Origin of the sequence: Streptomyces sp. NPDC048111 (assembly GCF_043202815.1) — a bacterium.
In the GTDB taxonomy this organism is placed as follows: domain Bacteria; phylum Actinomycetota; class Actinomycetes; order Streptomycetales; family Streptomycetaceae; genus Streptomyces.
In genome coordinates this window covers 124,835-148,748 of record NZ_JBIDBD010000015.1, presented here as the reverse complement: position 1 = coordinate 148,748, position 23,914 = coordinate 124,835, and the positions used below count along the sequence as shown (strand labels likewise).

General features: G+C 70.8%; 21 protein-coding genes and 1 riboswitch. Of the genes, 8 read left to right on the top strand and 13 right to left on the bottom strand.

Annotation, left to right across the window (positions count from 1 at the left end):
• Nucleotides 1-98 precede the first annotated feature (98 nt).
• The 5 genes from ACGF3I_RS23320 to ACGF3I_RS23300 all read right to left on the bottom strand — a co-directional run bounded on the left by ACGF3I_RS23320 (nucleotide 99) and on the right by ACGF3I_RS23300 (nucleotide 5,869).
• Nucleotides 99-1,871: an ABC transporter substrate-binding protein gene (locus tag ACGF3I_RS23320; RefSeq protein ID WP_393134962.1), complete on the bottom strand. Its 1,773-nt coding sequence runs from the start codon at nucleotides 1,869-1,871 to the stop codon at nucleotides 99-101.
• 80 nt (nucleotides 1,872-1,951) lie between these two features.
• Complete coding sequence (locus ACGF3I_RS23315) at nucleotides 1,952-2,956, bottom strand: ABC transporter permease (protein ID WP_393134960.1); 1,005 nt, start codon at nucleotides 2,954-2,956, stop codon at nucleotides 1,952-1,954.
• 388 nt (nucleotides 2,957-3,344) lie between these two features.
• The gene (locus ACGF3I_RS23310) at nucleotides 3,345-4,142 is read right to left on the bottom strand and encodes an enhanced serine sensitivity protein SseB C-terminal domain-containing protein (RefSeq protein ID WP_393134958.1); all 798 of its coding nucleotides are present in this window, start codon (nucleotides 4,140-4,142) and stop codon (nucleotides 3,345-3,347) included.
• Nucleotides 4,143-4,319: 177 nt separating this feature from the next.
• Nucleotides 4,320-5,093, bottom strand: coding sequence for an enhanced serine sensitivity protein SseB (locus ACGF3I_RS23305; protein ID WP_393134956.1), 774 nt, complete (start codon nucleotides 5,091-5,093; stop codon nucleotides 4,320-4,322).
• Nucleotides 5,094-5,185: 92 nt separating this feature from the next.
• Nucleotides 5,186-5,869 (bottom strand): AAA family ATPase, encoded by a 684-nt coding sequence (locus ACGF3I_RS23300; protein WP_393134954.1) that lies wholly within the window; start codon nucleotides 5,867-5,869, stop codon nucleotides 5,186-5,188.
• 129 nt (nucleotides 5,870-5,998) lie between these two features.
• A riboswitch (glycine riboswitch) is annotated at nucleotides 5,999-6,096 on the top strand.
• A 153-nt stretch (nucleotides 6,097-6,249) separates the two neighbouring features.
• On the opposite strand from ACGF3I_RS23300, the gene gcvT reads away from it, so the two are divergent.
• The 4 genes from gcvT (at nucleotide 6,250) to ACGF3I_RS23280 (ending at nucleotide 10,659) form a co-directional block, all read left to right on the top strand.
• Nucleotides 6,250-7,365, top strand: coding sequence for a glycine cleavage system aminomethyltransferase GcvT (gene gcvT, locus ACGF3I_RS23295; RefSeq protein ID WP_393134952.1), 1,116 nt, complete (start codon nucleotides 6,250-6,252; stop codon nucleotides 7,363-7,365).
• 100 nt (nucleotides 7,366-7,465) lie between these two features.
• Nucleotides 7,466-7,840: a glycine cleavage system protein GcvH gene (gene gcvH, locus ACGF3I_RS23290; protein WP_393134950.1), complete on the top strand. Its 375-nt coding sequence runs from the start codon at nucleotides 7,466-7,468 to the stop codon at nucleotides 7,838-7,840.
• Nucleotides 7,841-7,871: 31 nt separating this feature from the next.
• On the top strand, nucleotides 7,872-9,131 hold the full coding sequence (glyA, locus tag ACGF3I_RS23285; RefSeq protein ID WP_393134948.1) for a serine hydroxymethyltransferase: 1,260 nt from the start codon (nucleotides 7,872-7,874) through the stop codon (nucleotides 9,129-9,131).
• Nucleotides 9,132-9,288: 157 nt separating this feature from the next.
• A complete protein-coding gene (locus ACGF3I_RS23280) occupies nucleotides 9,289-10,659 on the top strand; it encodes an L-serine ammonia-lyase (protein WP_393134946.1) in 1,371 nt (456 codons plus the stop codon).
• A 21-nt stretch (nucleotides 10,660-10,680) separates the two neighbouring features.
• Here the strand turns inward: ACGF3I_RS23280 and ACGF3I_RS23275 are convergent, their stop codons facing one another.
• On the bottom strand, nucleotides 10,681-11,346 hold the full coding sequence (locus ACGF3I_RS23275) for an NADPH-dependent F420 reductase (protein WP_393134945.1): 666 nt from the start codon (nucleotides 11,344-11,346) through the stop codon (nucleotides 10,681-10,683).
• Nucleotides 11,347-11,472: 126 nt separating this feature from the next.
• On the bottom strand, nucleotides 11,473-11,685 hold the full coding sequence (locus tag ACGF3I_RS23270; RefSeq protein ID WP_393134943.1) for an EF-hand domain-containing protein: 213 nt from the start codon (nucleotides 11,683-11,685) through the stop codon (nucleotides 11,473-11,475).
• A gap of 212 nt (nucleotides 11,686-11,897) precedes the next feature.
• On the opposite strand from ACGF3I_RS23270, the gene ACGF3I_RS23265 reads away from it, so the two are divergent.
• The 3 genes from ACGF3I_RS23265 to ACGF3I_RS23255 all read left to right on the top strand — a co-directional run bounded on the left by ACGF3I_RS23265 (nucleotide 11,898) and on the right by ACGF3I_RS23255 (nucleotide 14,623).
• The gene (locus tag ACGF3I_RS23265) at nucleotides 11,898-12,536 is read left to right on the top strand and encodes a GNAT family N-acetyltransferase (protein ID WP_393134941.1); all 639 of its coding nucleotides are present in this window, start codon (nucleotides 11,898-11,900) and stop codon (nucleotides 12,534-12,536) included.
• 231 nt (nucleotides 12,537-12,767) lie between these two features.
• Entirely contained in the window at nucleotides 12,768-13,436 is a 669-nt protein-coding gene (locus tag ACGF3I_RS23260) for a tRNA-dependent cyclodipeptide synthase (protein ID WP_393134939.1), read from the top strand.
• On the top strand, nucleotides 13,433-14,623 hold the full coding sequence (locus ACGF3I_RS23255) for a cytochrome P450 (protein ID WP_393134937.1): 1,191 nt from the start codon (nucleotides 13,433-13,435) through the stop codon (nucleotides 14,621-14,623). The genes ACGF3I_RS23260 and ACGF3I_RS23255 overlap by 4 nt, the downstream gene beginning before the upstream one ends.
• 64 nt (nucleotides 14,624-14,687) lie before the next feature.
• Here ACGF3I_RS23255 and ACGF3I_RS23250 read toward each other — a convergent pair whose 3' ends face one another.
• The 6 genes from ACGF3I_RS23250 to ACGF3I_RS23225 all read right to left on the bottom strand — a co-directional run bounded on the left by ACGF3I_RS23250 (nucleotide 14,688) and on the right by ACGF3I_RS23225 (nucleotide 21,474).
• On the bottom strand, nucleotides 14,688-15,872 hold the full coding sequence (locus ACGF3I_RS23250; RefSeq protein WP_393134936.1) for a YncE family protein: 1,185 nt from the start codon (nucleotides 15,870-15,872) through the stop codon (nucleotides 14,688-14,690).
• Nucleotides 15,872-16,684 carry a polysaccharide deacetylase family protein gene (locus tag ACGF3I_RS23245; RefSeq protein ID WP_393134989.1) on the bottom strand — a complete coding sequence of 271 codons (813 nt, stop codon included), beginning with the start codon at nucleotides 16,682-16,684 and terminating at the stop codon, nucleotides 15,872-15,874. Before ACGF3I_RS23245 ends, ACGF3I_RS23250 begins: the two co-directional genes overlap by 1 nt.
• A gap of 403 nt (nucleotides 16,685-17,087) precedes the next feature.
• Nucleotides 17,088-17,591 carry an ATP-binding protein gene (locus ACGF3I_RS23240; RefSeq protein WP_189963864.1) on the bottom strand — a complete coding sequence of 168 codons (504 nt, stop codon included), beginning with the start codon at nucleotides 17,589-17,591 and terminating at the stop codon, nucleotides 17,088-17,090.
• A gap of 289 nt (nucleotides 17,592-17,880) precedes the next feature.
• A complete protein-coding gene (locus tag ACGF3I_RS23235) occupies nucleotides 17,881-18,654 on the bottom strand; it encodes an enoyl-CoA hydratase/isomerase family protein (protein ID WP_393134934.1) in 774 nt (257 codons plus the stop codon).
• Between the two features lie 113 nt (nucleotides 18,655-18,767).
• Nucleotides 18,768-20,012: an Ig-like domain-containing protein gene (locus ACGF3I_RS23230; RefSeq protein ID WP_393134932.1), complete on the bottom strand. Its 1,245-nt coding sequence runs from the start codon at nucleotides 20,010-20,012 to the stop codon at nucleotides 18,768-18,770.
• 232 nt (nucleotides 20,013-20,244) lie between these two features.
• Entirely contained in the window at nucleotides 20,245-21,474 is a 1,230-nt protein-coding gene (locus ACGF3I_RS23225; RefSeq protein ID WP_393134930.1) for an Ig-like domain-containing protein, read from the bottom strand.
• Nucleotides 21,475-21,613: 139 nt separating this feature from the next.
• On the opposite strand from ACGF3I_RS23225, the gene glgX reads away from it, so the two are divergent.
• The gene (gene glgX, locus ACGF3I_RS23220; protein ID WP_393134928.1) at nucleotides 21,614-23,881 is read left to right on the top strand and encodes a glycogen debranching protein GlgX; all 2,268 of its coding nucleotides are present in this window, start codon (nucleotides 21,614-21,616) and stop codon (nucleotides 23,879-23,881) included.
• Nucleotides 23,882-23,914 lie beyond the last annotated feature (33 nt).

The following is a 23,914-nucleotide window of genomic DNA, read 5'->3' as shown; positions in this document are numbered from 1 at the left end:
GGGCACCGGATTGCGGTACCCCCGACCCGTCACACGACGGCCTTCACCTGCCCTTCGTGCCTAGCGGCGGGTGCGCCGGCGGAGCGATTGGACGACGGTCACTTCTCGACGCCGAGCGAGGCGTAGTCGTAGAAACCGTTGTTGTTGGTCGTCGTGTAGACGTTGGTGAGCCGCGAGCTGCGCCACTTGACGTTCTTCTCGAAGACGAACGGCAGGTAGACGGCGTGCTCGGACACCTTCTGGTTGATCTGCTTGTAGATGCCCGCGGCCTCTTCGGGGGTCGACGCGGCGATGGCGTCGTCGAAGAGCTTGTCGATCGCCGGGTCCTTCAGCATCGAGTAGTTGTTGTTGCCGTTCGGCAGGATGTACTTGGAGTCGACCAGCGGGAGCAGGAAGCCCTGGCCGGACGCGAAGTCCGGGCCCCAGCCCATGATGATGATCCCGTAGTTCTTCTTCTTGACGACCTCGGGGTTGCCGATGATGCCGGTCGTCTGCGCGCCGTCGTACTGGTCGATGTCGGCCTTGATGTTGACCTTGGCGAGCGCGGCCTGCATCGACTGCGCCGTGGCGACCTCGACCTGCTTGTTGTTGCGGACCGCGATGGTCGTCGAGAAGCCGCCCGGCTTGCCGCACGCGGCGAGCTCTTCCTTGGCCTTCGCGATGTTCGCGGCACCGTCGTTGGCGGTCACGCCGTACGGGTCGTACTTCGGGTCCGAACCGCTGATGATCGGCGGCAGCATGTTGGTGGCGATGTCACCACCGGCCTGCGGGCCGCCGCGGGCGGTCTGGAGCGACTTGTGGTCGGCCGCGTAGATGACGGCCTTGCGGCAGTGCTCGTTGTCGAACGGGGCCACCGTCTGCGGGAAGACCGCGTAACGGATGTAGCCGGTGTCCGGGTTGTCGACGTTGCCCTTGTGCTGCTGGAGCGCCTTGGTGCGGCCGGCCGCACCGAGGCCGGTGCCGTTGATGTCGACGTCGTAGTCACCGTTGATCAGGCGGTTGTCCATGTCGTCGGCGCTGGTCAGCAGGGTGAGGCTGATCTTGTCCGGCAGGGCCTTGCGGACGGTGTCCGTCTTCGCGTCCCACTGGTCGTTGCGGACCAGGACCATGGACTTGTTGGGCGAGTAGGACTCCCACTTGTACGGGCCGAGCGAGAACGGCTTCAGGCCGTACTTCGACTGGGTGTCCTTGTCCTGGCGGACCGGCGAACCCGAGGGCATGGCCAGCATCTGCTCGAAGTCGACGTTGGGCGCCGGGAGCTTGAAGACGATGGTCTTGTCGTCCGGCGTCTCGATCGCCTTCAGGCCCAGCTTGTCGGCGGAGGTGTCCTTGTAGGGACCCTTGTACTCACCGGTCGGGTCGAGGACGTCCTTCAGGTACACCGGGCCGCCGGAGATGACGTCCTGCGCCCAGATGCGCTCGATGCCGTACTTGACGTCCTTGGAGGTGACGGGCTTGCCGTCCTCCCACTTGACGCCGTCCTTCAGGTGGTACGTGTACGTCTTCTTGTCCGGCGAGACCTCGGCGAGACCGGTCGCGATGTCCGGGACGAGCGTCTCGCTCTCCTTGCCCGGGGCGGGCTTGTAGCTGATCAGCGTGCGCGTGTAGTACCGCGCGTAGTCCCACATGAAGCCGTAGTAGCCGCGCTGCGGGTCCCAGGAGTCGGCGTCCTGGGTGCCGACGAACTTGAGCTCGCCGCCCTTCTTCGCGGAGGCGTTGGCGACCTTGCTGTTCGCGGCGTTGAAGCCGGGGGCCTTGCCGCCCTTGTCGCTGCTGCCGCTCCCGCCGCAGGCCGCGGTGGACAGCAGAGCCGCGACGACGATGGCCGCGCCGGCGGCTGTCTTTCGCCTTGATGAGCCTTGGGTTGTCACGATCTCGCTTCCTCCGTAGTGGGCGCCTTGAGTGTCGCGGCCCGTGCGGTGCGCCGGGCCGGAGTATGTGAAGTCCCGCATCAGCGGGAGCCCTTGGGGTCGAGGGCGTCGCGGACGCCGTCGCCGAAGAGGTTGAACGCCATCACGGTGATGAAGATCGCCAGACCCGGGATGATCATGAACATCGGATCGGACTGGTACGTCGCGATCGCCGTCGACAGCATCTGTCCCCAGGAGGCGGTGGGCGGCTTGACGCCCGCTCCCAGGAAGCTGAGGGCCGCCTCGGTGAGGATGTTCGTCGGGATCATCAGCGTCATGTAGACGGTGACCGGCGCGATCAGGTTGGGCAGCAGCTCCTTGAACAGGATGTAGCCGCGCCCCGCGCCGAGGCTGCGCGCCGCCTCGACGTACTCGCGCTCGCGCAGCGACAGCGTCTGGCCGCGCACGATGCGCCCCACGTACGGCCACCCGAAGAAGCCGATGACCAGGATCATCACGAGCAGCCGCACTCCGGTGCCGCTGAGCCCGAACATCTGGGTCGGGACCACGGAGATCAGCGCGATGATGAAGAGCAGCTGCGGGAAGGAGAGCAGCATGTCCATCACGCGGCTGATGATCGCGTCGAGCCAGCCGCCGAAGTAACCGGCGATCACGCCGAGCACGGTGCCGACCAGGACCGCGAAGACCGCCGCGAGGAAGCCCACGAGCAGCGAGATCCGCGCGCCGTAGACGATGCGGCTGAACACGTCGCGTCCGTTGACCGGCTCGACTCCCAGCAGGAAGTGCGAGTTGATGCCGCCCCAGCTGCCGACCGGGGTGGAGAGCAGCGGGTCGATCTGGTCCTCGTGGAACTCCTCGGGCGGATGGCCGAACGCGTCGACGAGCAACGGCGCGAAGATCGCGACGAGGACGAGGAACACGACAACGATGCCACCGGTGAGGGCGAGCTTGTCCTTCTTCAGCCGGTTCCAGGCGATACGGCCCAGCGAACGTCCCTCGACCGCTCTGGTCTCGCCACTGGGCGTGACACTGACGTCCGCGGTCGGGTCCGCGTCGGCGGGTGTGTCGTGCAATGGTGCCGTCATCGTGGCAAGGACCCCTCTCAACCGGCGGTGACCGGCCCGCACTTGCCGCTGTAGCGGCGCGTTCCCATCAGCAGTGCGAGCGGGGGGCGACACCGGGCAGCGGGTCGAGCTGCTCGCACAAGGGCCCGAACGGCCCTGCATGCCGGGAGTCTTCAATGGGCCCGCGATCACCCGCCAGACCTGACGGCGAATGTATGCCTAAACGTGATGCGGAAAGGGGGTTTCCGTTATCCGGACGCATCTGAACCAGGGGCGGACATGGGGAAGTTGGGGCGCATGCGGCGCTCGAGCCCATTGCGGTCTTCGCCCCACCAGAACGGACATTCCCCTTACGTGACAGGGGAGTTGCCGGGGTCTGTCCCGGTTGGGCCGGGGCCCGCGCCCCCGCTCAGTAGGTACGCGGGGCGGCCGGCGGGTAGCCGTAGCCGGGCGCGCCGGGGGCCGGGGAGGCGTGCGCCTCGCGGTCGTAGAAGGGCCGGGTGCCCGTTTTCAGCCACATGCCGACGGGGTCGTACTCGTCCGCCATCGCGACCGTGGACACCGCGAGGCCCTCCGGCACCGCGGTGATGGACTGCTGCATCATCGCCCGCACCTCGTCCACCGACCGCGGCCCGGTGTCGTACAGGTCGAGCCCGATCGCCAGGTACGGCGTGCCGAGCGCGGGCTGCACCCAGGCGCGGCGCAGCGAGCGGACGGCGGGGGTGCGGTGCGCGTGCTGGGTGAGCAGGGCGTAGAACTGCGGGATCTCCACGGCCGGCTCGGAGATGCGGAGCGGGCCGGCGGGCATCCGGTCGAGGCCCGTGGCGATCCGGCGCAGGTCCGTCCACGGCACGCCGACGCCGCCGCCCGGGGCGTGCGGGTTGAGCCAGATCCCGTAGCGGTCGGGGTAGAGGGTGCGGGCGATGTCGAGGGCGCCGCTCACTTCGTGCGCCCGGTTCCAGCCACTGGCGGCGAGCTCCTGCGCCGAGGTCACACAGGGCGCGTACGAGACGCCGTCGACCTCCATGTTCCCGTACTGGGCGTCCGGGGAGCCGGGCCTGCCGTTCCACAGGAGCATCCAGATCTGACCGGACGCGGGGTCCGCGAGCGCGTGGAGCAGCGCCTCGTACACGTCGTAGCGCCCGGGCGTCACCTGGCGCAGCATGTGCTCGACCTGCCCGGCCGCCGCGGTGCCTGACGCGCTCACCCTGGGTTCCGCCCCTCTTCGATCCACCGTGCCGACGCCTGCGCCGTCCCGCAGCCCCGGGCACACGCGTGCGGTCGCGGGGCTGCAAGGGTCATGAAACCAGGTTAGGGCCTGCCCGGCGGATCCTGCCCGGGACGCGAAAGCCCGGCCCGCCCGTCCGCGGCGTGCCCGCGGCCGCTACTGGGCCCGTGCGTAGAAGGGGCGCACCTGGTCGCGCATCCAGGTGGCGACCGGATCCTGGGTCACGTCGAGCAGGACGAGATTGACCGGCCAGGCGACCGGGACCCGGCCCAGCGCGCGGCCGAGGGCCTCCATGGGGGCGCCCCGCCCGGCCCCGTCCCAGGTGGCGAACTCCACGCCGATGAACAGGGTGGGCGACTCCCCTTCGATGGAGGCGAGCGCGCGGCGGGCGCTGAGCACCACACCGATCGCCTCGAACTCCTCGGCGGCGGCGGCCAGGAAGTCGACCGGGTCGTCCTGCCAGTCCGGCTCGAAGAGACGTACCCGGGCTCCGGACGCGGGTCCGTCGAGCGCGGTACGCCCCGTACGGCACAGCTCGGCGACGGCGGGCGGCGGTAGGGGCATGCCGACCGCGCCCTCCGGGTTCACCACGATGCCCAGCTGCGGCGGCAGACCGCGGGCGAACTCGACGGCGGGCGCCACCGCGAACGACATATGGGGTCCCACGCACTGCAGGAACTGCTGCTCGGAGCTGTAGACGGGCACATAGGGCGCGCCGTCGAGCTCCATGGTCGGCAGGTCCAGGTCGCTGCTGTCCTGGCTTCCGCCGTTGGGCAGCGGCACCCACACCGCGTTGCGGCCGAGCACCTCTATGAGGCGGGGCCCGGCGTCGGGGTGGCCGAGCGCCGCCGCCAGGGCCTCTTCGAGCTCGTTGCCCGGCCAGCCCCCGCCGCCGTGCGGATGGGCGAACGCGTGCTGCGGAAAGTTCATGTGCCGTCCTTCTCCCCCGACTGCTGTCGTGCCCCACGACCCTAGCGCCGAGGGCGGCGCGCGGGGAAAGGCTGCGGCGGGTGCCCGCGGCGCTACTCGGCGAAGCCGATCCGGCGCAGTACCGACGCCGACTCCCGGTCGAGCAGCACCGCGCTCGCGCAGCCGGTCGGCAACCGCCCGGCCTCCACCTGGGCTATCAGACGGCGGGCCGCGCCGCGGTGGCGGGCGAAGGCGTACCGCGAGACCCAGCGCCCCCGGCTCGCCTGGCCTTCGAGCGCGGTGCCGGCCGGCACGTCGAGCACGACCAGGCGCAGCGCCCGCCCCCGGCGCAGCGCCCCGCGGCCGAGCCAGTGCCGCACCCAGGCCTGGGTGCCGCAGTCGTGCACCACGAGGCTGTCGCCGGAGCGCAGCGCCCACCAGGTCCTGACGAAGTGCGCGGTGCGGGTGAGCGGGCGGTACAGGACGTACGGGATGCCGGGCAGCCGGCGCTGCCAGGCGAGCCGGGTGTCCTGGGAGTCGATGCGCCGAGCGGTGACGGTGCGGCGCATCAGGGTCGTCTTGCCGCTGCCGGGCAGCCCCGAGACGACCACCACGTCCCCCGCGTCGAAGAGCAGCTCGGCCGGGGTGCGCCCGGGCCGCCCCCGCAGGTCGCGCACCGCCTCGTGCACCGCGGGGCGCGGGCCCGGCACCCTTGGGCCCGCACCGTCCTGCTGCCCGGCCCCGCGCTGCGGCGCGGCCACCTCCCGCACCCGGCCCGTCTTCCGTTCCGGCGTCATGGCTCTCCCCCCTGTTCGCTTGGCGCGTCCCTTGCCCAGGGAGTGTAAAGAGCCGGTAATAGGTCACCGGCGATATGCCGCTTCCGGGATGCGTGCAATGATGTGCGCGCCAACTGCATACCGGCCGTTCGAATCCGCGCGGGAGAGTCCTCAGCAGCTGTGAGCTGGGGCGCCGAAGGAGCAAGTTCCTCCCTTGAATCTCTCAGGCCCCGTACCGCGCGGGTGAGGCAGATCTGAAAAGCGGGCCGTCCCCTGCCGGGCGGTCCCACCCAAGGTGCAAGCCGTGCCGCGCGACGCGCGCCGGTGAACCTCTCAGGTTCCGATGACAGATGGGGAGGATGTCTTCGACCGACATGTCCCGGGACCCAGGAGCACCATCCATGAGCAATGCCCCACGCCTCACCGCGCTCGACGCACTGCATCGATCGCTGGGCGCCACGATGACCGACTTCGCGGGCTGGGACATGCCGCTGCGCTACGGGAGCGAGCGCGACGAGCACACCGCGGTCCGCACCCGCGCCGGTCTCTTCGACCTCTCCCACATGGGCGAGATCACCGTCACGGGCCCCGAGGCCATGAAGGCGCTCAACTACGCGCTGGTCGGCAACATCGCCACCATCGGCCCCGGCCGGGCCCGGTACACGATGATCTGCCAGGAGGACGGCGGCATCGTCGACGACCTGATCGTCTACCGCCTGGGCGAGACCGAGTACATGGTGGTCGCCAACGCGGGCAACGCGCAGATCGTGCTCGACGCGATCACCGAGCGCGCGGCCGGCTTCGACGCCGAGGTGCGCGACGACCGCGACGCCTACGCCCTGATCGCCGTGCAGGGCCCCGAGTCCCCCGGCATCCTGGCCTCCGTCACGGACGCCGACCTGGAGGGCCTGAAGTACTACGCGGGCCTGCCCGGCACCGTCGCCGGCGTCCCCGCGCTCATCGCCCGCACCGGCTACACCGGTGAGGACGGCTTCGAGCTGTTCGTCGCGCCGGAGCACGCCGAGCAGCTGTGGCGCGCGCTGACCGAGGCCGGCCAGGAGGCCGGCCTCGTGCCGTGCGGCCTGTCCTGCCGCGACACCCTGCGCCTTGAGGCGGGCATGCCGCTGTACGGGCACGAGCTGACCACGGCGCTGACGCCCTTCGACGCGGGGCTCGGCCGGGTCGTCAAGTTCGAGAAGGACGGCGACTTCGTGGGCCGCGCCGCCCTGGAGACCGCCGCCGAGAAGGCCGCCGCGAACCCGCCGCGCAAGCTGGTCGGTCTGATCGCCGGGGGCCGCCGGGTGCCGCGCGCCGGGTTCTCGGTCGTGCTCGGCGGCGAGGTCGTGGGCGAGGTCACCTCGGGCGCGCCGTCGCCGACGCTGGGCCGGCCGATCGCCATCGCGTACGTGGACGCCGCTCACGCCGAGCCGGGCACCGCCGGGGTCGGCATCGACATCCGCGGGACGCACGAGCCGTACGAGGTCGTCGCGCTGCCGTTCTACAAGCGCCAGAAGTGACGCGCGCCTCCCTCCCGCTCCACCCCTCGCGTCTCGCCGTCCGAGACACTCGTCGAGACCACGTCAGCAGCACTCCCCCGCGTACAGGAGAATTCAGGTCATGAGCAACCCGCAGCAGCTGCGCTACAGCAAGGAGCACGAGTGGCTGTCGAGCGCCGAGGAGGGCGTTTCGACGGTCGGCATCACGGAGCACGCGGCCAACGCGCTCGGTGACGTCGTGTACGTACAGCTTCCGGAGGTGGGTGACACGGTGACCGCGGGCGAGACCTGCGGCGAACTGGAGTCCACCAAGTCGGTCAGCGACCTGTACTCCCCGGTCACCGGCGAGGTCGTCGCCGCCAACCAGGACGTCGTGGACGACCCGTCCCTCGTCAACTCGGCCCCGTTCGAGGGCGGTTGGCTGTTCAAGGTGAAGGTCACGGACGAGCCGGGCGACCTGCTCTCCGCCGACGAGTACACCGACTTCGCCGGCTGAGCCGGACCAACAGGGATACAGGGATCGTCTGATGTCGCTTCTGAACCAGCCCCTCCACGAGCTGGACCCGGACGTCGCCGCCGCCGTCGACGCCGAGCTCCACCGTCAGCAGTCCACCCTCGAAATGATCGCCTCGGAGAACTTCGCTCCGGTCGCGGTCATGGAGGCCCAGGGCTCGGTCCTCACCAACAAGTACGCCGAGGGCTACCCGGGCCGCCGCTACTACGGCGGCTGTGAGCACGTCGACGTGGTCGAGCAGATCGCGATCGACCGCATCAAGGCGCTGTTCGGCGCCGAGGCCGCCAACGTGCAGCCCCACTCGGGCGCCCAGGCCAACGCGGCCGCCATGTTCGCGCTGCTCAAGCCGGGCGACACGATCATGGGTCTCAACCTGGCCCACGGCGGCCACCTGACCCACGGCATGAAGATCAACTTCTCCGGCAAGCTCTACAACGTGGTCCCGTACCACGTCGACGAGACCGGCCAGGTCGACATGGCCGAGGTCGAGCGCCTGGCCAAGGAGTCCAAGCCGCAGCTGATCGTGGCCGGCTGGTCCGCCTACCCGCGCCAGCTGGACTTCGCCGCCTTCCGCCGGATCGCGGACGAGGTCGGCGCCTACCTGATGGTCGACATGGCCCACTTCGCGGGCCTGGTCGCCGCGGGCCTGCACCCCAACCCGGTGCCGCACGCCCACGTCGTGACCACCACCACGCACAAGACCCTCGGCGGTCCGCGCGGCGGTGTCATCCTGTCGACGCAGGAGCTCGCCAAGAAGATCAACTCGGCGGTCTTCCCGGGTCAGCAGGGCGGCCCCCTGGAGCACGTGATCGCGGCGAAGGCGGTGTCCTTCAAGGTCGCGGCCTCGCCCGAGTTCAAGGAGCGCCAGCAGCGCACCCTGGACGGCGCCCGGATCCTGGCCGAGCGCCTGGTCCAGGACGACGTCAAGGCCGTGGGCGTGGACGTGCTCACCGGCGGCACCGATGTGCACCTGGTCCTGGTGGACCTGCGCAACTCGGAGCTCGACGGCCAGCAGGCCGAGGACCGTCTCCACGAGGTCGGCATCACGGTCAACCGCAACGCCATCCCGAACGACCCCCGGCCGCCGATGGTCACCTCGGGTCTGCGCATCGGCACCCCGGCGCTCGCCACCCGCGGCTTCGGCGACGAGGACTTCCGCGAGGTCGCCGACATCATCGCCGAGGCCCTGAAGCCGGAGTTCGACAAGGACGCGCTGTCGGCCCGGGTGTCCGCTCTGGCCGCCAAGCACCCGCTGTACCCCGGCCTGAAGTAGTTTCGTACGCTTTCGTTCTCGGTTCATTCCGTACGAAGCCCCGGGGCACCGCGCACACTGGGCAGTGAGCGCGGTGCCCCATTCCATGCTGTGCCAGCTTTGCTCTGCGATACCCCGGCAGACAACGGCGTCTACCAACCCCCACAAGGAGTCTCCCGTGGCCATCTCGGTCTTCGACCTGTTCTCGATCGGCATCGGCCCGTCCAGCTCTCACACCGTCGGCCCGATGCGGGCGGCCCGGATGTTCGCGGCGCGGCTGAAGAACGAGGGCCTGATCGCCCACACCGCCCGCATACGGTCCGAGCTGTACGGCTCGCTCGGCGCGACCGGCCACGGCCACGGCACCCCTAAGGCGGTGCTGCTCGGCCTGGAGGGCGACTCGCCGCGCACGGTGGACGTGGAGAGCGCCGACGAGCGGGTGGAGCGGATCAAGGACTCCGGGCGGCTCAACGTGCTCGGCATGCACGAGATCGACTTCGCCTACGACGACGACCTGGTCCTGCACCGCCGCAAGGCCCTGCCGTACCACGCCAACGGCATGACGGTGTTCGCCTACGACGCCGAGGGCGCGCTGCTCCTGGAGAAGACGTACTACTCGGTCGGCGGCGGCTTCGTCGTGGACGAGGACGCCGTCGCCGGCGACAACCCGATCGTGCCGGACGACACCGTCCTCAAGCACCCCTTCCGCACCGGCGACGAGCTGCTGCGGCTCGCCCGCGACACCGGTCTGTCGATCTCCGCCCTGATGCTGGAGAACGAGAAGGCCTGGCGCACCGAGGAGGAGATCCGTTCCGGGCTCCTCGACATCTGGCGGGTCATGCAGGCCTGTGTCGCGCGCGGCATGTCCCGCGAGGGCATCCTGCCCGGCGGCCTCAAGGTCCGCCGCCGCGCCGCCACCACCGCCCGCCTGCTGCGCGCCGAGGGTAACCCCGAGGCGCACGCCATGGAGTGGGCGACGCTGTACGCGATGGCGGTCAACGAGGAGAACGCGGCGGGCGGCCGGGTCGTGACCGCGCCCACCAACGGCGCCGCCGGCATCATCCCGGCGGTCCTGCACTACTACATGAACTTCGTGCCCGGTGCCGACGAGGACGGCATCGTCCGCTTCCTGCTCGCCGCGGGCGCGATCGGCATGCTGTTCAAGGAGAACGCCTCGATCTCCGGCGCCGAGGTCGGCTGCCAGGGCGAGGTCGGCTCCGCCTGCTCGATGGCGGCGGGCGCGCTCGCCGAGGTGCTGGGCGGCACCCCCGAACAGGTCGAGAACGCGGCCGAGATCGGCATGGAGCACAACCTCGGCCTGACCTGCGACCCGGTCGGCGGTCTGGTCCAGATCCCGTGCATCGAGCGCAACGGCATGGCGGCCGTGAAGGCCGTCACCGCGGCGAAGATGGCGATGCGCGGCGACGGCAGCCACAAGGTGTCCCTGGACAAGGTCATCAAGACGATGAAGGAGACGGGGGCCGACATGAGCGTCAAGTACAAGGAGACGGCCCGCGGCGGCCTCGCCGTCAACATCATCGAGTGCTAGAACACGCGCTAGACGGGGCCCTCAGAAGCTGTGCGCGGCCGGCCTCTCCCTGGGGGCCGCCGCCAGGGCCTCGGTGACCTCCTCGACGCCGCCGCGCAGGCCGTAGACGGGCGTCGCGGGCTGCTGGCGCCAGGAGTCGTCGATGCCGCCGGCGTCCACCGTGTCGAAGCCCAGCTCGTCCACCAGCGCGCGGACCAGGCGCTTGGCGGCCTCGTCGTCGCCCGCCACGGGCACCGCGATGCGCTCGGGGTCGCCCTGGGGGCGGGGCCGGTCGAGGAGGTCCTGCGCGTACGTCCCGTTGAAGACCTTGATCACCGAGTGGCCGATGTGCCGCTCGGTCCAGCGGCTCTCGGTGAGGCCGGCCTCGTCCTCGAGCGCGTCGATGCGGCCGTCGCGCTCCTTGGGGTAGTAGTTCCCGGTGTCGATGACGGCGACGCCGTCGGCGGCCTTGTCGAACAGGCCCTTGGGCAGGTCGGGCACGTGCTTGAGCGGGATGGTGACCACCACGACCTGCGCCCCGTCGGCTGCCTCGGCGACGGTGACCGGGGTGGCCCCGGTCTCTTCGGCGAGGGCGGAAAGGGTGTGCGGGCCGCGGGAGTTGGCGACGGACACCTGGTGGCCGAGGGCGGTGAGCCGGCGGGTCAGGTTGCCGCCGATGTTGCCCGCGCCGATGATGCCGATCTTCATGAGCTGGCCTTCCGGAGAGAGTGCGTTGGCACGCTCCGGGCAACCGGTGGGGCCCGGGAGGTTATTCCGGGCCGGCCCCGGCGGCGTACCGCGCGAGCGCGGGCACGCCACCGGCGCCGTGCGGCGTCACTTGTTCAGCGAGGCCCAGAACTCCTCGAAGGAGAGCTTTCCGTCGCCGTTGGCGTCCTTGGCCCTGATGATGGCCTGGGCCACGGTCTCGGTGACGTGGAAGTCGCCCAGCTGCGCCATGACCGTCTTGTACTCGCTCGCGGTGACGCGTCCGTCGCCGTCGACGTCGAGCCTCGCGAAGGCCTTGCGCGCCTCTTCGATGTCCGCCACTGGGTCCACCCCTTTGTTGGTGCTACTGCTTGGTGCGTTTCTGACGCGGGTCAGATTAGCCGTCGATGTGCCCGCGCGATGCGGCGGCCGGCTGCGAGGCACCCGGCCCCCGCCCGGTGGTGAGGACGTCCCGCCCGTCGTCGATCATGGGCAGGGTGCCCGGCCTTCCGCAGGAGGAGGTTTCGGGGCCGGAGCGAGGAAACGGGGACGACATGGGTGAGGCACTCGGCGACATCCTGGCGGCAGCCGCCGGCGGACGCTTCCCGCCGACGGACGGCAGGACGACGCTGGTGGCGCAGCCGGGACGGCGCGACGCGGGCGTGCTGGCCTTCACGGCGCATTCGGTGATCTTCCTGGACGAGGACGAGGACTGGCTGCGGGCCGCCCTGGCCGCGACGGGCGCGGATCCGCTGGGCGCCTCGATGCACCCCGGCTTCCTCGCCGCCCTGCTGGCCCGTACCGGCCGGACGATGAGCTGTGTCGATCTGCTGACCTGCGCGCCCGCCCTGCCGGGCGAACCGCCGCTGGAGCTGCGGGAGATCGAGGACCCGGCGCACCCGCGGGTGGCCCGGGCCCTGAAGTACCGCGACGACGTACGGGTGTGGGCGGCGGACGGCGGTGTGCTGATCCTCGGACGCGGTGTCGCGGGCCGCTGGGAGACCGCCATCGAGCTCGACGAGAGCGCGCGGGGCCGCGGGATCGGACGTCAACTCGCCCTGGCTGCACGCCACTTGGTACCCGACGACGTGCTCTGGGCGCAGCAGTCGCCGGGCAACGCGCGCAGCGTGCGCACCTTCCAGGCCGCCGGTTTCCGGCCGGTCGCCTCCGAGGCACTGCTGATCGCGCCCTGACGAACCGTCGCTGACCTGCGAACTTCTCCACTCTGACTGTTCGAAATACGGAAGGGGTACTTTCGCGCCCGACAAAGAGGAGTTCGCGCCAAGTTCACGTCCGCGCTTCCTCACGCTCCGCCACCGGCGGATAACTTCTTGCTGTCGCCGCCACACCGGGAGCACAGGGCTCCCAGGGACTAGCGGCGCTGGGGCGTTACAGCTGTGGCCATCACAACTGAGGCATTTACCGTGCGGCCCTTCACGCGAAGTTGCCACCACATATGGGACGAGGGCGACCACGTCCTCATCGGGGTGAGTCCGGGAAACAGCTACTTCAGCGCCGGCCGCATCACCGAACTCGTCCGCTGGGCTTCGGCACGGTTCTCCCGCATCGACCTCGTGTACGCCGACCTCCACGTCGCCGAGCTGTTCAGCGCGCTCGGCTACGAGGAGGACCACGCGGCACGCCGCGCGTCGAAGGAGCTGAAGGCGGTCCGCCGCCGCATCGTGCGCGGCGTCCAGGAGGCGGACCCGGCGGGCACCCCGGTCGGCGTCCACGGACTCTCGGAGTTCGCCCAGAACCCGGTGTACGGCCTGCTGCACCGACGGGTGCGGCACTTCCTGGCGACCGACCCGGCCTTCGCCGCCGCCTGCGGGCGCATGGCGGCCCACTTCCTCGCCACGAAGGCCGGCGGGCCCGCCCCCAGCGAGCGCCAGCTCGCCGCCTGCCTCGACTACATCGCCGCGGAACTCCCCTTCTTCCTGGACACCCCGGGCATCCTCGGCGTCCCCTCCTCGGTGTCGTGCTACCACGCCCCGATCCCGCTGACCGACCTCCTGTACGCCAAGGGCGGCGGCCTGCGGGCCTCCCGCAACCAGGCCCACGCCGTGGTGCGCCCGGAAGGAATCCCCGCATGACCGCCGAGCCCGTACTCGACTTCCCGCTCTCGCGCCGCGCGGACGTGCTCCCCGAGGAGTGCGCCTGGCTGCGCGAGAAGCGGCCGGTGGCACGCGTCCGCACGCTCACCGGCGACCACGCCTGGCTGGTGAGCACACACGCGCTGGCGCGACAGGTCCTGGAGGACGAGCGGTTCAGCCTCAAGGACACCGCCGCCGCCGGGGTGCCGCGCCAGTACGCGCTGACGATCCCGCCCGAGGTCGTCAACAACATGGGCAACATCAACAGCGCGGGCCTGCGCTCCGCCGTCATGAAGTCCCTCAGCCCGCGCGCCGAGGGCCTCACGGCCGGGCTGCGCCAGCGGGCCGGCGAGTTCGTCGACGCGCTGCTCGCCGAGGGCCCGCCGGCGGATCTGCGGGCCGGGTTCGCCGACCCCTTCTCGGCCGCGCTGCACTGCCAGGTGATCGGGCTGCCGTTCACGGACTGGCGCCGGCTCATGTCGGGGCTCGACACCGCGTTCATGACCAGCGCGCACGCCTTCGAGGGCGCGGGCCTCAACTGGTACAAGGACCTCGCCTACATGGTGGAGCGCCTGAACGCGCCCGACGTGCCGCCGGACAGTCTGCTCGGGCGCCTCGGGGCGCTGCGCGAGGACCGCGAGTCCGCCCATCTGACCGACGAGATGCTGGCCACGGTCGCGGTCTCCCTGTTCGGCGCGGGCGCGGTCTCCACCTCGGCGTTCCTGGTCCTCGCGATCCTGGCCCTGCTCCAGCACCCGGAGCTGATCGGGTATCTGCGCGAGCACCCGGAGCGCATGGGCCGGGCCGTGGAGGAGCTGCTGCGCTGGAACCTGTCCATCGGCGACGGGCTGCCCCGGCTCGCCCTCGAGGACGTCCAGCTGGGCGAAGTCCTGGTGCGCAAGGGCGAGTTGGTGCTCGTCCTGGTGGAGGGGGCCAACTTCGACCCGGCCGTCTTCACCGACCCCGAGCGCCTCGACCTCGACCGCGAGCACAACCCGCACCTGTCCTTCGGCGCCGGGCGGCACTTCTGCCCGGCCACCGGGCTCGGCCGGCTGCACGCCGAGACGGCGCTGTCGGTGCTGGTGGACCGGATGCCGGGGCTGCGGCTCGCCGTCCCGGCCGAACAGCTGGTGTGGCGCACGGGCTTCATCAAGCGCCTGCCGGAGCGGCTTCCGGTGCTGTGGTGACGGCCGGGTGCCCCGGGGCCGGCGGGCCCCGGGGCACGGTGCGGCCGGGAGCCCGCGCGCCGGATCAGCGGAAGATGCCGGTGTGGCCGAGGGAGTACCGGCCGGGCTGCGGATAGACGGCGAGACCGTGCGGGCCCGAGCCGACCGGAATGCGGGCCAGCTCCTTGCCGGTGGAGGTGTCGATGGCGTAGACCTCGGCGTTGTAGCGCCCGGAGAGCCAGAGCACCTTGCCGTCGGCGGAGACACCGCCCATGTCGGGGCTGCCGCCGTCGGGCAGCTCCCACTTCTTGGTCAGCTTGTTCTGGGTGAAGTCGAAGATGGAGATGGTGCCCTCGCCCCGGTTGGAGATGTACATCTCCTTGGAGTCGCGGCTGATGTAGAGGCCGTGGCAGCCCTTGCCGGTGGGCAGCAGGGTGGGCTTGTCGAAGGTGTCGCCGTTCAGGACCCACATGCCGTGCGCCATCATGTCGGCGACGTAGAACGTCTTGCCGTCCGGCGACATCTTCACGTCCTGCGGCATCGCGCCGTCGAAGGGCAGCTTCTGCTGGCCGACGATCTTCATCTGCTCGGTGTCGACCTTGAGGAGTTCGCCGGAGAACTCGCAGGACACGATGAAGTACCGGCCGTCCATGGAGAAGTCGGCGTGGTTGACGCCCGCGCAGGTCACCGGGACGGTCTTGACCCGGTTCATGGTGACGGGGTCGCGGAAGACCAGCTCGCGGTCCATCGAGGCCATGACGACGGCGTACTTGCCGTTGGGCGTGAAGTAGAGGTTGTACGGGTCGGACACCTGGACCGTGCGGCCGGTCTTTCCGGTGGCCGGGTCGATGGCGGTGAGCGAGTCGCCCAGGTCGTTGTTGACCCAGAGCGTCTTCATGTCCCAGGACGGCACGACGTGCTGCGGCTGGTGGCCGACCGGGATGGTCTCGATGACCTTGTAGGTGGCCGGGTCGATCACGGACACCGTGTTGGAGTTGGTGTTGGGCACGTACACGCGCGGCAGGAAGTTCTTGACGGCCGGCTGGAGCGCGTTCGGCCGGTCCGCCGCGTAGGCGTCCTTGGGGTCGAGCACGGGGGGCATTCCGGGCAGGCCCTGCGGCACCACGGGCTTCTTGGCGACGGCGGGCGGCGCGGCGGGCCTGGTGCCGATCGCCTCGTCCTGGTGGTCGGCGCCCGAACCGCAGCCGGCGAGGGCCGCGAGCAGGGCCGCCGCGAGCAGCGCGGTGGTCGTCTTCTTTACGGTCGGCATCAGGTCAGCAGCTCCGTGGTCGTGACCGCGCGCAGTCGGCGGCGTTCCAGTTCGGCGAGGAGGACGGGCAGCGCGGCGACCGTGTCCGCATAGCCGAAGTGCAGGCTCACCACCGATCCGTTGCGGATCTGCCCGGTGACGTTACGGGTCACGGCCGAGGCGCCGGGCGAGGTGAAGTCGAGCGAGTCGACGTCGTACGACAGGACGTGCGGATACCCCGCCCGCTGGGCCAGTCTCTGAACGAGCGGTGTCGCGTCCTGGGTGCGGGAGGGCCGGAACCAGGTCCCGATGGAGCCGGTGAGGCGGCGCAGGCGGTCGGCGCAGCCGGTGATCTCGGCGTAGGCCTCCGCCTCGTCCATGGCGGAGATGTCGATGTGGCGCTGGGTGTGGTTGCCCAGTTCGTGGCCGCCGTCCAGGATGCGGCGGGCCATCGCGGGCTGCTCGTCGAGCCAGCTGCCGACGGCGAGGACGGTGACCTTGGCCCCGGCCTTCTCGGCTTCGCTGAGCAGGGTGGTGGCGATCTTCGGATCGCCCTGGCCGTGGAAGGTGAGCGCGACCTGGGCACGGGCCCGTGGTCCGCTGCTGATCTGCACCGGCTGCCCGGGGAAGGCCCGGGGGGCGGGTGCGGGGCGGGGCGCCTTGGGGCGGGCGGCGGCCGCCGCGGAGGCGGACGACGGCGGCTTCGGCGGGGCGGGCGGCCGGGCGCCGCCGCGGTCGCCGGAGCAGCCCGTCGTGAACGCCCCCACGATGGCCGCGCCCGCCCCGGCGCGCAGGGCGCTGCGGCGGTCGACCGCACGGGGTTCTGGATTCAGCACATGGACATTTAAGTGGGCCGAAGGGCGGTTCGTAACGATTGACCCACTTCAGGACGATTGCGGGTCGCATCGATTCGGAAACCCCCGGGGCCTCGGAGATCGCTGTTTCACTCAGCGCCCTCGATAGTTATTCATGGTTTGGAAGGTGAGTGCTGTAGCTCACCTACGATTCACAGTTAAACTGTGATGGTTTGAGGCGTTATGTCCGACTGGGGACTTTTGAGGATGGGCCGCCCATCTGTCATAGTCGGAGCCACGACCCCCATTGACCCGGGCCAGGTCGTCCTCAGTCGCCGTGGATCACACCCCCCCAGATCCTCGGCGCTCCACAGAAGCCCCCGCGGCGCCGCACCCGGCAGCCAGGGGGCTTCTGTGATGCCGGGCCCGTTCACCGGTCGGCTCAGCGGTCGGCCACCCGCATCTCGAACCAGGTGGTCTTGCCGCGCGGCAGCAGGTCGACCCCCCAGCGGTCCGAGAGCTTGTCGACCAGGAAGAGGCCCCGGCCGCTGATGTCGAGCTCGTGCACCGGCATCAGACAGGGCAGCCCGCGCGAGGGGTCGCGGACCTCGATCCGGATCCAGCCCCGGCGGCGCAGCATCCGCAGGCCGAAGACGCGGGCGCCGGTGTGCCGGACCGCGTTGCCGACGAGCTCGGAGACGAGCAGGACGGCGTGCTCGGCCAGGGTGGGCGAGAGCGCCCACTGGCGCAGCACCACCGACTGGGTGATCCGGCGTGCCGTCGCGGCGGACTCCGGGCGCGAGGGCAGCCGGACCTCTTCCTCCGTCGGATTCCCGAACAACTCCAGTGCCTTCAGCGCCAGTTCGTCATCGGCGGACGGCATCCAGCGTGCCGCGGTCGCACTGACGCGCTGCGCCGGTTGTTCCACACCCTCCAGCCCCGCCATGCCTCCATCATGGCGGCCCTGGGCGGCCTCCGGGGCGGTTCCGAAGGAATGGCGCCTCCGGAAGCTGACGTTCCGAAGGCGCCCTTTGGCATATGACGGGGGCAGTCGAGGGAGATCAACACCCCTTCCGACCTGCGGTGACGTGGTGCGCATGCATGATCACCAAGCGTTCCGGCCGGGATTTCGTTAAGCCGCCCTTAAGGCTGTGCTAATCCCCCCACAGGGTGTACACACCGCCCTCACATGTACAGCGGTGGTTGACCCGACCGCCGCCCCAACCCCCCGGCGATCAGACGAACTTGGCCTTGCCCGGGCCCTCCTCGACGAAGCTGCGCATGCCGCGCTCGCGGTCCTCGGTCGCGAACAGGCCCGCGAACCAGTTGCGCTCGATCGCGAGACCGGTGTCGAGGTCGGTCTCCAGACCCGCGTCGATCGACTCCTTGGCGGCGCGCAGCGCGATGGCCGGGCCCTTCGCGAGGCGCGCGGCCCACGCCAGGGCCCGCTCGTACACCTCGGCGGCGGGCACCACCTGGTCGACCAGGCCGATGGCGAGCGCCTCGTCCGCCTTCACCTGGCGGCCGGTGAAGATGAGGTCCTTGGCCTTGGACGGGCCGACCAGCCGGGCCAGCCGCTGGGTGCCGCCCGCGCCCGGGATGAGGCCGAGCAGGATCTCGGGCTGGCCGAGCTTGGCGTTGTCCCCCGCGATGCGGACGTCCGCGCAGAGCGCCAGCTCGCAGCCGCCGCCGAGCGCGTAGCCGGTCACGGCCGCGACGACGGGCTTGGGGATCTTGGCGACGGCGGTGAAGGCGTCCTGCAGCGCACGGCCGCGTACGACCATCGCCGCGTGGTCCATCGCCTGCATCTCCTTGATGTCCGCGCCGGCCGCGAACAGCTTCTCGCCGCCGTACAGGACCACGGCCCGCACGTCGTCGCGCCGGGTCGCCTGCTCGGCCAGCTCGCGCAGCCCGTCCTGCATCGCGACGTCGAGGGCGTTCATCGGGGGGCGGTCCAGGCGGATGGTGGCGACGCCCTCGGAAACTTCCAGCTTCACGGTCTCAGTCATGGAGGCAGGTTAACGGGCACTAACGCCGACGGGCCCGGCGCGTGGGCGGATCGTGGGGGCCACCCCCGCGATCCGGCCGCACGGCACCGGGCCCGTCGCGCCCGAGGCGTGGGTTACTTGGTCCACTCCGACCAGGAGAGGTTCCAGCCGTTGAGACCGTTGTCGGGCTGGATGACCTTGTCCTTGGAGTTCTTGACCACGACCACGTCGCCGATGAGGGAGTTGTCGTAGAACCAGGCGGCCGGGGTCGACGGGTCGCCCGCACCGCGCGCGTCGCGCAGACCGACGCAGCCGTGGCTGGTGTTGGCGGAGCCGAACACCGAGGAGGCGCCCCAGTAGTTGCCGTGGATGAAGGTGCCGGAGCTGGACAGGCGCATCGCGTGCGGGACGTCCTTGATGTCGTACTCGCCGCCGAAGCCGACGGTGGCGCCGTTCATGCGCGTCACCTTGAACTTCTCGCTGATGACCATCTGCCCGTTGTACGTGGTGTTCGCCGGGGAGCCCGCGCTGATCGGGATGGTCTTGAGGAGCGCGCCGTCGCGCTGCACCTTCATGGTGTGGGCGCTCGCGTCGACGGTGGAGACCTGGGAGCGGCCGATGGTGAAGTGGATGGTGCGGGTCTGCTTGCCGTAGACCCCGGGCCGGCCCTCGACACCGTCGAGGTTCATCTTGACGGTGACCTTGGTGCCGGGCGCCCAGTAGTGCTCGGGGCGGAAGTCCAGGCGGTCGTTGCCGAACCAGTGGCCCTCGACCGGGACGGACGGCTCGGCCGTGACGGTGATCGCCTTCTTCACCGCCGCCGGGTTGGTGATGCCCCGGCTGAAGTTGATGGAGACCGGCATGCCCACACCGACGGTGGAGCCGTCCTCGGGCACGTACTGGCCGATGAAGGTGTTCTTCGGGACGAGCGTGGTGAACGTGGTGTCCTTGGCGGACTCGCGGCCCTTGGTGTCCTGGGCGACCGCGTGGACCTTGTACTGCGTCGCGGAGGCGAGGTGCTGGTCCGGGGCCCAGCCGAGACCGTCGGCGGATATCTTCCCGGCGACCGCGTTGCCCTTGCTGTCGGCGACGGCCACCGCGGTCAGCCTGCCCTTGTCGGCGGATATCTTCAGCGTGCCGCTGGTGGCCACGTCCTTGGCGTTGTCCGCCGGGACGATGGTGACCACGGCCTCGGACGCCTTGGTGTCCGAGGCGGTGTCCGCGCCGCCGTCCTTGGCCTTGGAACCGGCTCCGTCGCCGCCGCCGCAGGCGGTGACCAGGAGCAGCAGCGCCCCGAAGATGAGGGACAGCAGTGCGCCGCCCCTGCGCCCGCGCCGTCCGGCCCCCGCCGAAGCGCCCGAAATAGGCTGCCCGTTCACGACTTCTTCTCCCCTCGCACGGTGTGGCTCCGCCACCCGCACTCAACGCACCCCCGCGCACGTCCTCGCGCACGCACGGCGCAAGACAATCACACCGGACGAGCCCCGCACGCCCCTCCCATGTCACCGTTCAGTCCCAACTTTTCCTGGAACTCTCAGGCAAAACACAGAGACCGTTCCCGGTTCGGCAACCGGGAACGGTCAGGGGCGCGCGTGCGGAGGTGCGCGCGCCTCAGGAGAGCGCGGAGCCCGCCTTCCACTTCGGCCAGTCCAGATTCCAGCCGCTCAGCCCGTTGTCCGGAGCCACTTGGCGGTCATGGGAGTTGACGACCTCGACCACGTCCCCGATGAGGGTGCGGTCGAAGAACCAGCCGGCCGGGGTGTCCGAGCTGCCCCCCTTCACATCGCGCAGACCGACACAGCCGTGACTGGTGTTGGAGTTGCCGAAGGTGTTGGAGGGGGCCCAGTAGTTGCCGTGCAGGAAGGTGCCGGTGTTGGTGAGCCGGATGGCGTGCGGCACGTCCGGGATGTCGTACTCACCGCCGAACCCGACGGTCTGACTGTTCATCCGCGTCACGTCGTACATCTCGGTGACGATCATCTTGCCGTTGTACGTGGTGTTCTTCGGCGAGCCCGCGGAGATCGGCAGGGTGGAGACCAGCTCGCCGCCGCGCCGCACCTCCATGGTGTGCGCCTCCGCGTCCACCAGGGACTCCTGGTCGCGCCCCACGGTGAAGGCGATCGTCTTGTCCTGGATGCCGTAGACCCCGGGGGCCGCGAGCACGTCCCGCAGGTGCATGTCGACAGTGACCCTGGTGCCGGGAGCCCAGTACTTCTCGGGCCGGAAGTCGAGCCGGTCCTTGCCGAACCAGTGGCCCCTGACCTCCACCGGCGGCTGCGCGGTGATCCGGATGGCCCGCTCGACGGCCGCCTTGTCCTTGATCGCCTGGTTGAAGTTGAACGAGACGATCATGCCGACGCCCACCGTGGAGCGGTTCTCCGGCTTGAAGTACCCGATGAAGCGGTGCTCGGGCACGAAGGTGGTGAAGCTCGTGTGGCGGGCCTGGCGGCGGCCGTGGCCGTCGAGCGCCACGGTGTCCAGCGTGTAGCGCGCGGCCAGTTGCAGTGCGCCGGCGGACGGCGTCCAGGCCAGCCCGTCCGCGGAGATCCGGCCCCGCACCTCCTCGGGCTGCGCGTCCTCCGTCTTCATCATCCTCACCCGCTCCAGGCGCCCGCCCGGCACCCGCACCTCCACCTTCTGGTCCGCCGAGACCGCCTTGGCCCCGTCGTCCGGAGTCACCACAATGGCCTCCTGCGGCGTCAACGGCTTGCCGCCGATGTCGCCGATGTCCAGGGCGCCGCCCGAGCACCCGGTCAGCGCGGTCACCAGGACCGCCGTCAGTCCTGCCCATGCCAGGGCGGCGGCCGCGCCCGCCCCTGCCCGCTTCAGTACGTCTGTCACGACCGGCCCAACGACCGCCCCCCGCCGGGGGAAACGTGAGTACGAGGGCTGTTGCGGGAAGAACAGGTGCAGGAACACGCTGGGGAGCCGCGGCCGGGACGCCGCGGCTGCCCGGCGCCGAGCCGCGGGAGGCCGTCAGGTGTCGAGCGCAGCCGAACAGAAGGCAGTGCGGGAGGCCATGGGCGGTGCGCCCGGTACGGAGGGGCAGCACCCGCTCCGCCCCGCCGTGAACGGCCACCGGGGTGAACCGGGGGCCCTGCGCCCTCCCGTCTGGCCGGGCGCCCCCACACCGCTCGGGGCGCGCTTCAGGGTCGGCCCCGACGGGGTGGCCGGCACCAACTTCGCGCTGTGGGCGGGCGGCGCCGAGGCGGTCGAGCTGTGCCTGTTCGACGCGGCGGACACCGAGACCCGGCTCGCGCTCACCGAGCTGACCCACGGGATCTGGCACGGCTTCGTGCCGGGCGTACGGGCCGGGCAGCGGTACGGATTTAGGGTGCACGGGCGCTGGGACCCGTGGACGGGGGCCCGCTGGAACCCGGCCAAGCTGCTGCTCGACCCGTACGCGCGCGCCGTGGACGGCGACTTCGTGCTGCCGCCCGAGGTGTACGGGCACGTGCGGGACTGGCCGCAGCAGCAGGTCGCCGACACGGTGCGCGACGACCGCGACTCGGCGCCGCACGTCCCCAAGGGCGTGGTGGTCCTGGACGACGACGACTGGGCGGACGACCGCCGCCCCAAGACCCCCTGGTCCGACTCCGTCATCTACGAACTGCACGTGCGCGGCTTCACCCGGCTCCACCCGGAGATCCCCGAACCGCTGCGCGGCACGTACGCGGGCCTCGCGCACCCGGCGGCGATCGAGCACCTGGTGCGGCTCGGCGTGACGGCGGTCGAGCTGCTGCCGGTGCACCAGTTCGCGCACGAGGACCATCTGCTGCGGCGGGGCCTGCGCAACTACTGGGGCTACAACTCGATCGGCTACTTCGCCCCGCACGCGGGCTATTCGGCGAGCGGCACCGCGGGCCAGCAGGTGGGCGAGTTCAAGCGGATGGTGCGGGCGCTGCACGAGGCGGGCATCGAGGTCATCCTGGACGTGGTCTACAACCACACCGCCGAGGCCGGGGAGCTGGGCCCCACGCTGTCCCTGCGCGGCATCGACAACCGCGGCTACTACCGCCTCCAGTCCGACGCCCGGCGCTACGCCGACTACACGGGCTGCGGCAACACGCTCCATGTGGTCCAGCCCCATGTGCTGCGCCTGATCACGGACTCGCTGCGCTACTGGGTGACCGAGATGGGCGTGGACGGCTTCCGGTTCGACCTTGCGGCGGCGCTGGCCCGCTCGATGCACGACGTGGACATGCTGTCGCCCTTTCTCGCCGTGATCGCCCAGGACCCGGTGCTGCGCCGCGTGAAACTCATCGCCGAGCCGTGGGACGTGGGCAGCGGCGGCTACCAGGTGGGCGCCTTCCCGCCGCTGTGGACCGAGTGGAACGACCGCTACCGCGACGCGGTGCGGGACTTCTGGCGGGGCGCACTGCCCGACATGCGCGACCTCGGCTACCGCCTGTCGGGTTCGAGCGACCTGTACGCCTGGGGCGGCCGGCGCCCGTACGCGTCGATCAACTTCATCACCGCGCACGACGGCTTCACGCTGCGCGACCTGGTGTCGTACGAGCGCAAGCACAACGAGGCCAACGGCGAGGGGAACCGGGACGGCACGAACGACAACCGGGCCTGGAACTGCGGGGTGGAGGGCGAGACCGACGACCCGGGCGTCAACGCGCTGCGGCGGCGCCAGCTGCGCAATCTGCTCACCACCCTGCTGGTGTCCACCGGCGTGCCGATGCTGGTGGCCGGGGACGAGCTGGGCCGCACCCAGGGCGGCAACAACAACGCCTACTGCCAGGACGGTGAGGTGAGCTGGCTCGACTGGTCGCTCCTGGACCAGCCGGGCTCGCGCGAGCTGCTCGAACTGGCCACCCGGCTCGTACGGTTGAGGCACCGCCATCCGGTCCTGCGGCGGCGCGCCTTCTTCTCGGGGCGGGCCCAGGCCGCGGACGGACTGCGGGACCTGGCCTGGTTCACCGCGCGCGGCGAGGAGATGACCGAGCGGGACTGGTACGCGCCGGCCGCCACGCTCGGCCTGTACCTGTCCGGGCGCGACATCCCGGGGCGCGACGCCCGGGGGGCGCCGGTGACCGACGACAGCTTCCTGATCCTGCTGCACGCCGCGGACCGCCCCGCGGACTGCGTCCTGCCGGGGCCCCCGTGGGCGGCCTCCTACGAACTGGTCGTGGACACCTCGCGGGAGGACCAGGCCGAGGAGCCGGGGGTCGTGCACCGGGGCGGCGAGATGGTGACCCTGCCGGCCCGCTCGGTGCTGGTCCTGAAGGTGACGGGGTGACGCCGGGCCGGTCCGTCTCCCGCGGATGCGGCC

Coding starts and splice junctions, on each gene's coding strand:
- ACGF3I_RS23305 (WP_393134956.1), bottom strand. CDS start 5,093: ATGAACTTTCCGCAGCACGCGTTCGCCCATCCGCACGGCGGCGGGGGC.
- ACGF3I_RS23275 (WP_393134945.1), bottom strand. CDS start 11,346: ATGAAGATCGGCATCATCGGCGCGGGCAACATCGGCGGCAACCTGACC.
- gcvH (WP_393134950.1), top strand. CDS start 7,466: ATGAGCAACCCGCAGCAGCTGCGCTACAGCAAGGAGCACGAGTGGCTG.
- ACGF3I_RS23255 (WP_393134937.1), top strand. CDS start 13,433: ATGACCGCCGAGCCCGTACTCGACTTCCCGCTCTCGCGCCGCGCGGAC.
- ACGF3I_RS23235 (WP_393134934.1), bottom strand. CDS start 18,654: ATGACTGAGACCGTGAAGCTGGAAGTTTCCGAGGGCGTCGCCACCATC.
- ACGF3I_RS23300 (WP_393134954.1), bottom strand. CDS start 5,869: ATGACGCCGGAACGGAAGACGGGCCGGGTGCGGGAGGTGGCCGCGCCG.
- glyA (WP_393134948.1), top strand. CDS start 7,872: ATGTCGCTTCTGAACCAGCCCCTCCACGAGCTGGACCCGGACGTCGCC.
- ACGF3I_RS23315 (WP_393134960.1), bottom strand. CDS start 2,956: ATGACGGCACCATTGCACGACACACCCGCCGACGCGGACCCGACCGCG.
- gcvT (WP_393134952.1), top strand. CDS start 6,250: ATGAGCAATGCCCCACGCCTCACCGCGCTCGACGCACTGCATCGATCG.
- ACGF3I_RS23240 (WP_189963864.1), bottom strand. CDS start 17,591: ATGGCGGGGCTGGAGGGTGTGGAACAACCGGCGCAGCGCGTCAGTGCG.
- ACGF3I_RS23265 (WP_393134941.1), top strand. CDS start 11,898: ATGGGTGAGGCACTCGGCGACATCCTGGCGGCAGCCGCCGGCGGACGC.
- ACGF3I_RS23250 (WP_393134936.1), bottom strand. CDS start 15,872: ATGCCGACCGTAAAGAAGACGACCACCGCGCTGCTCGCGGCGGCCCTG.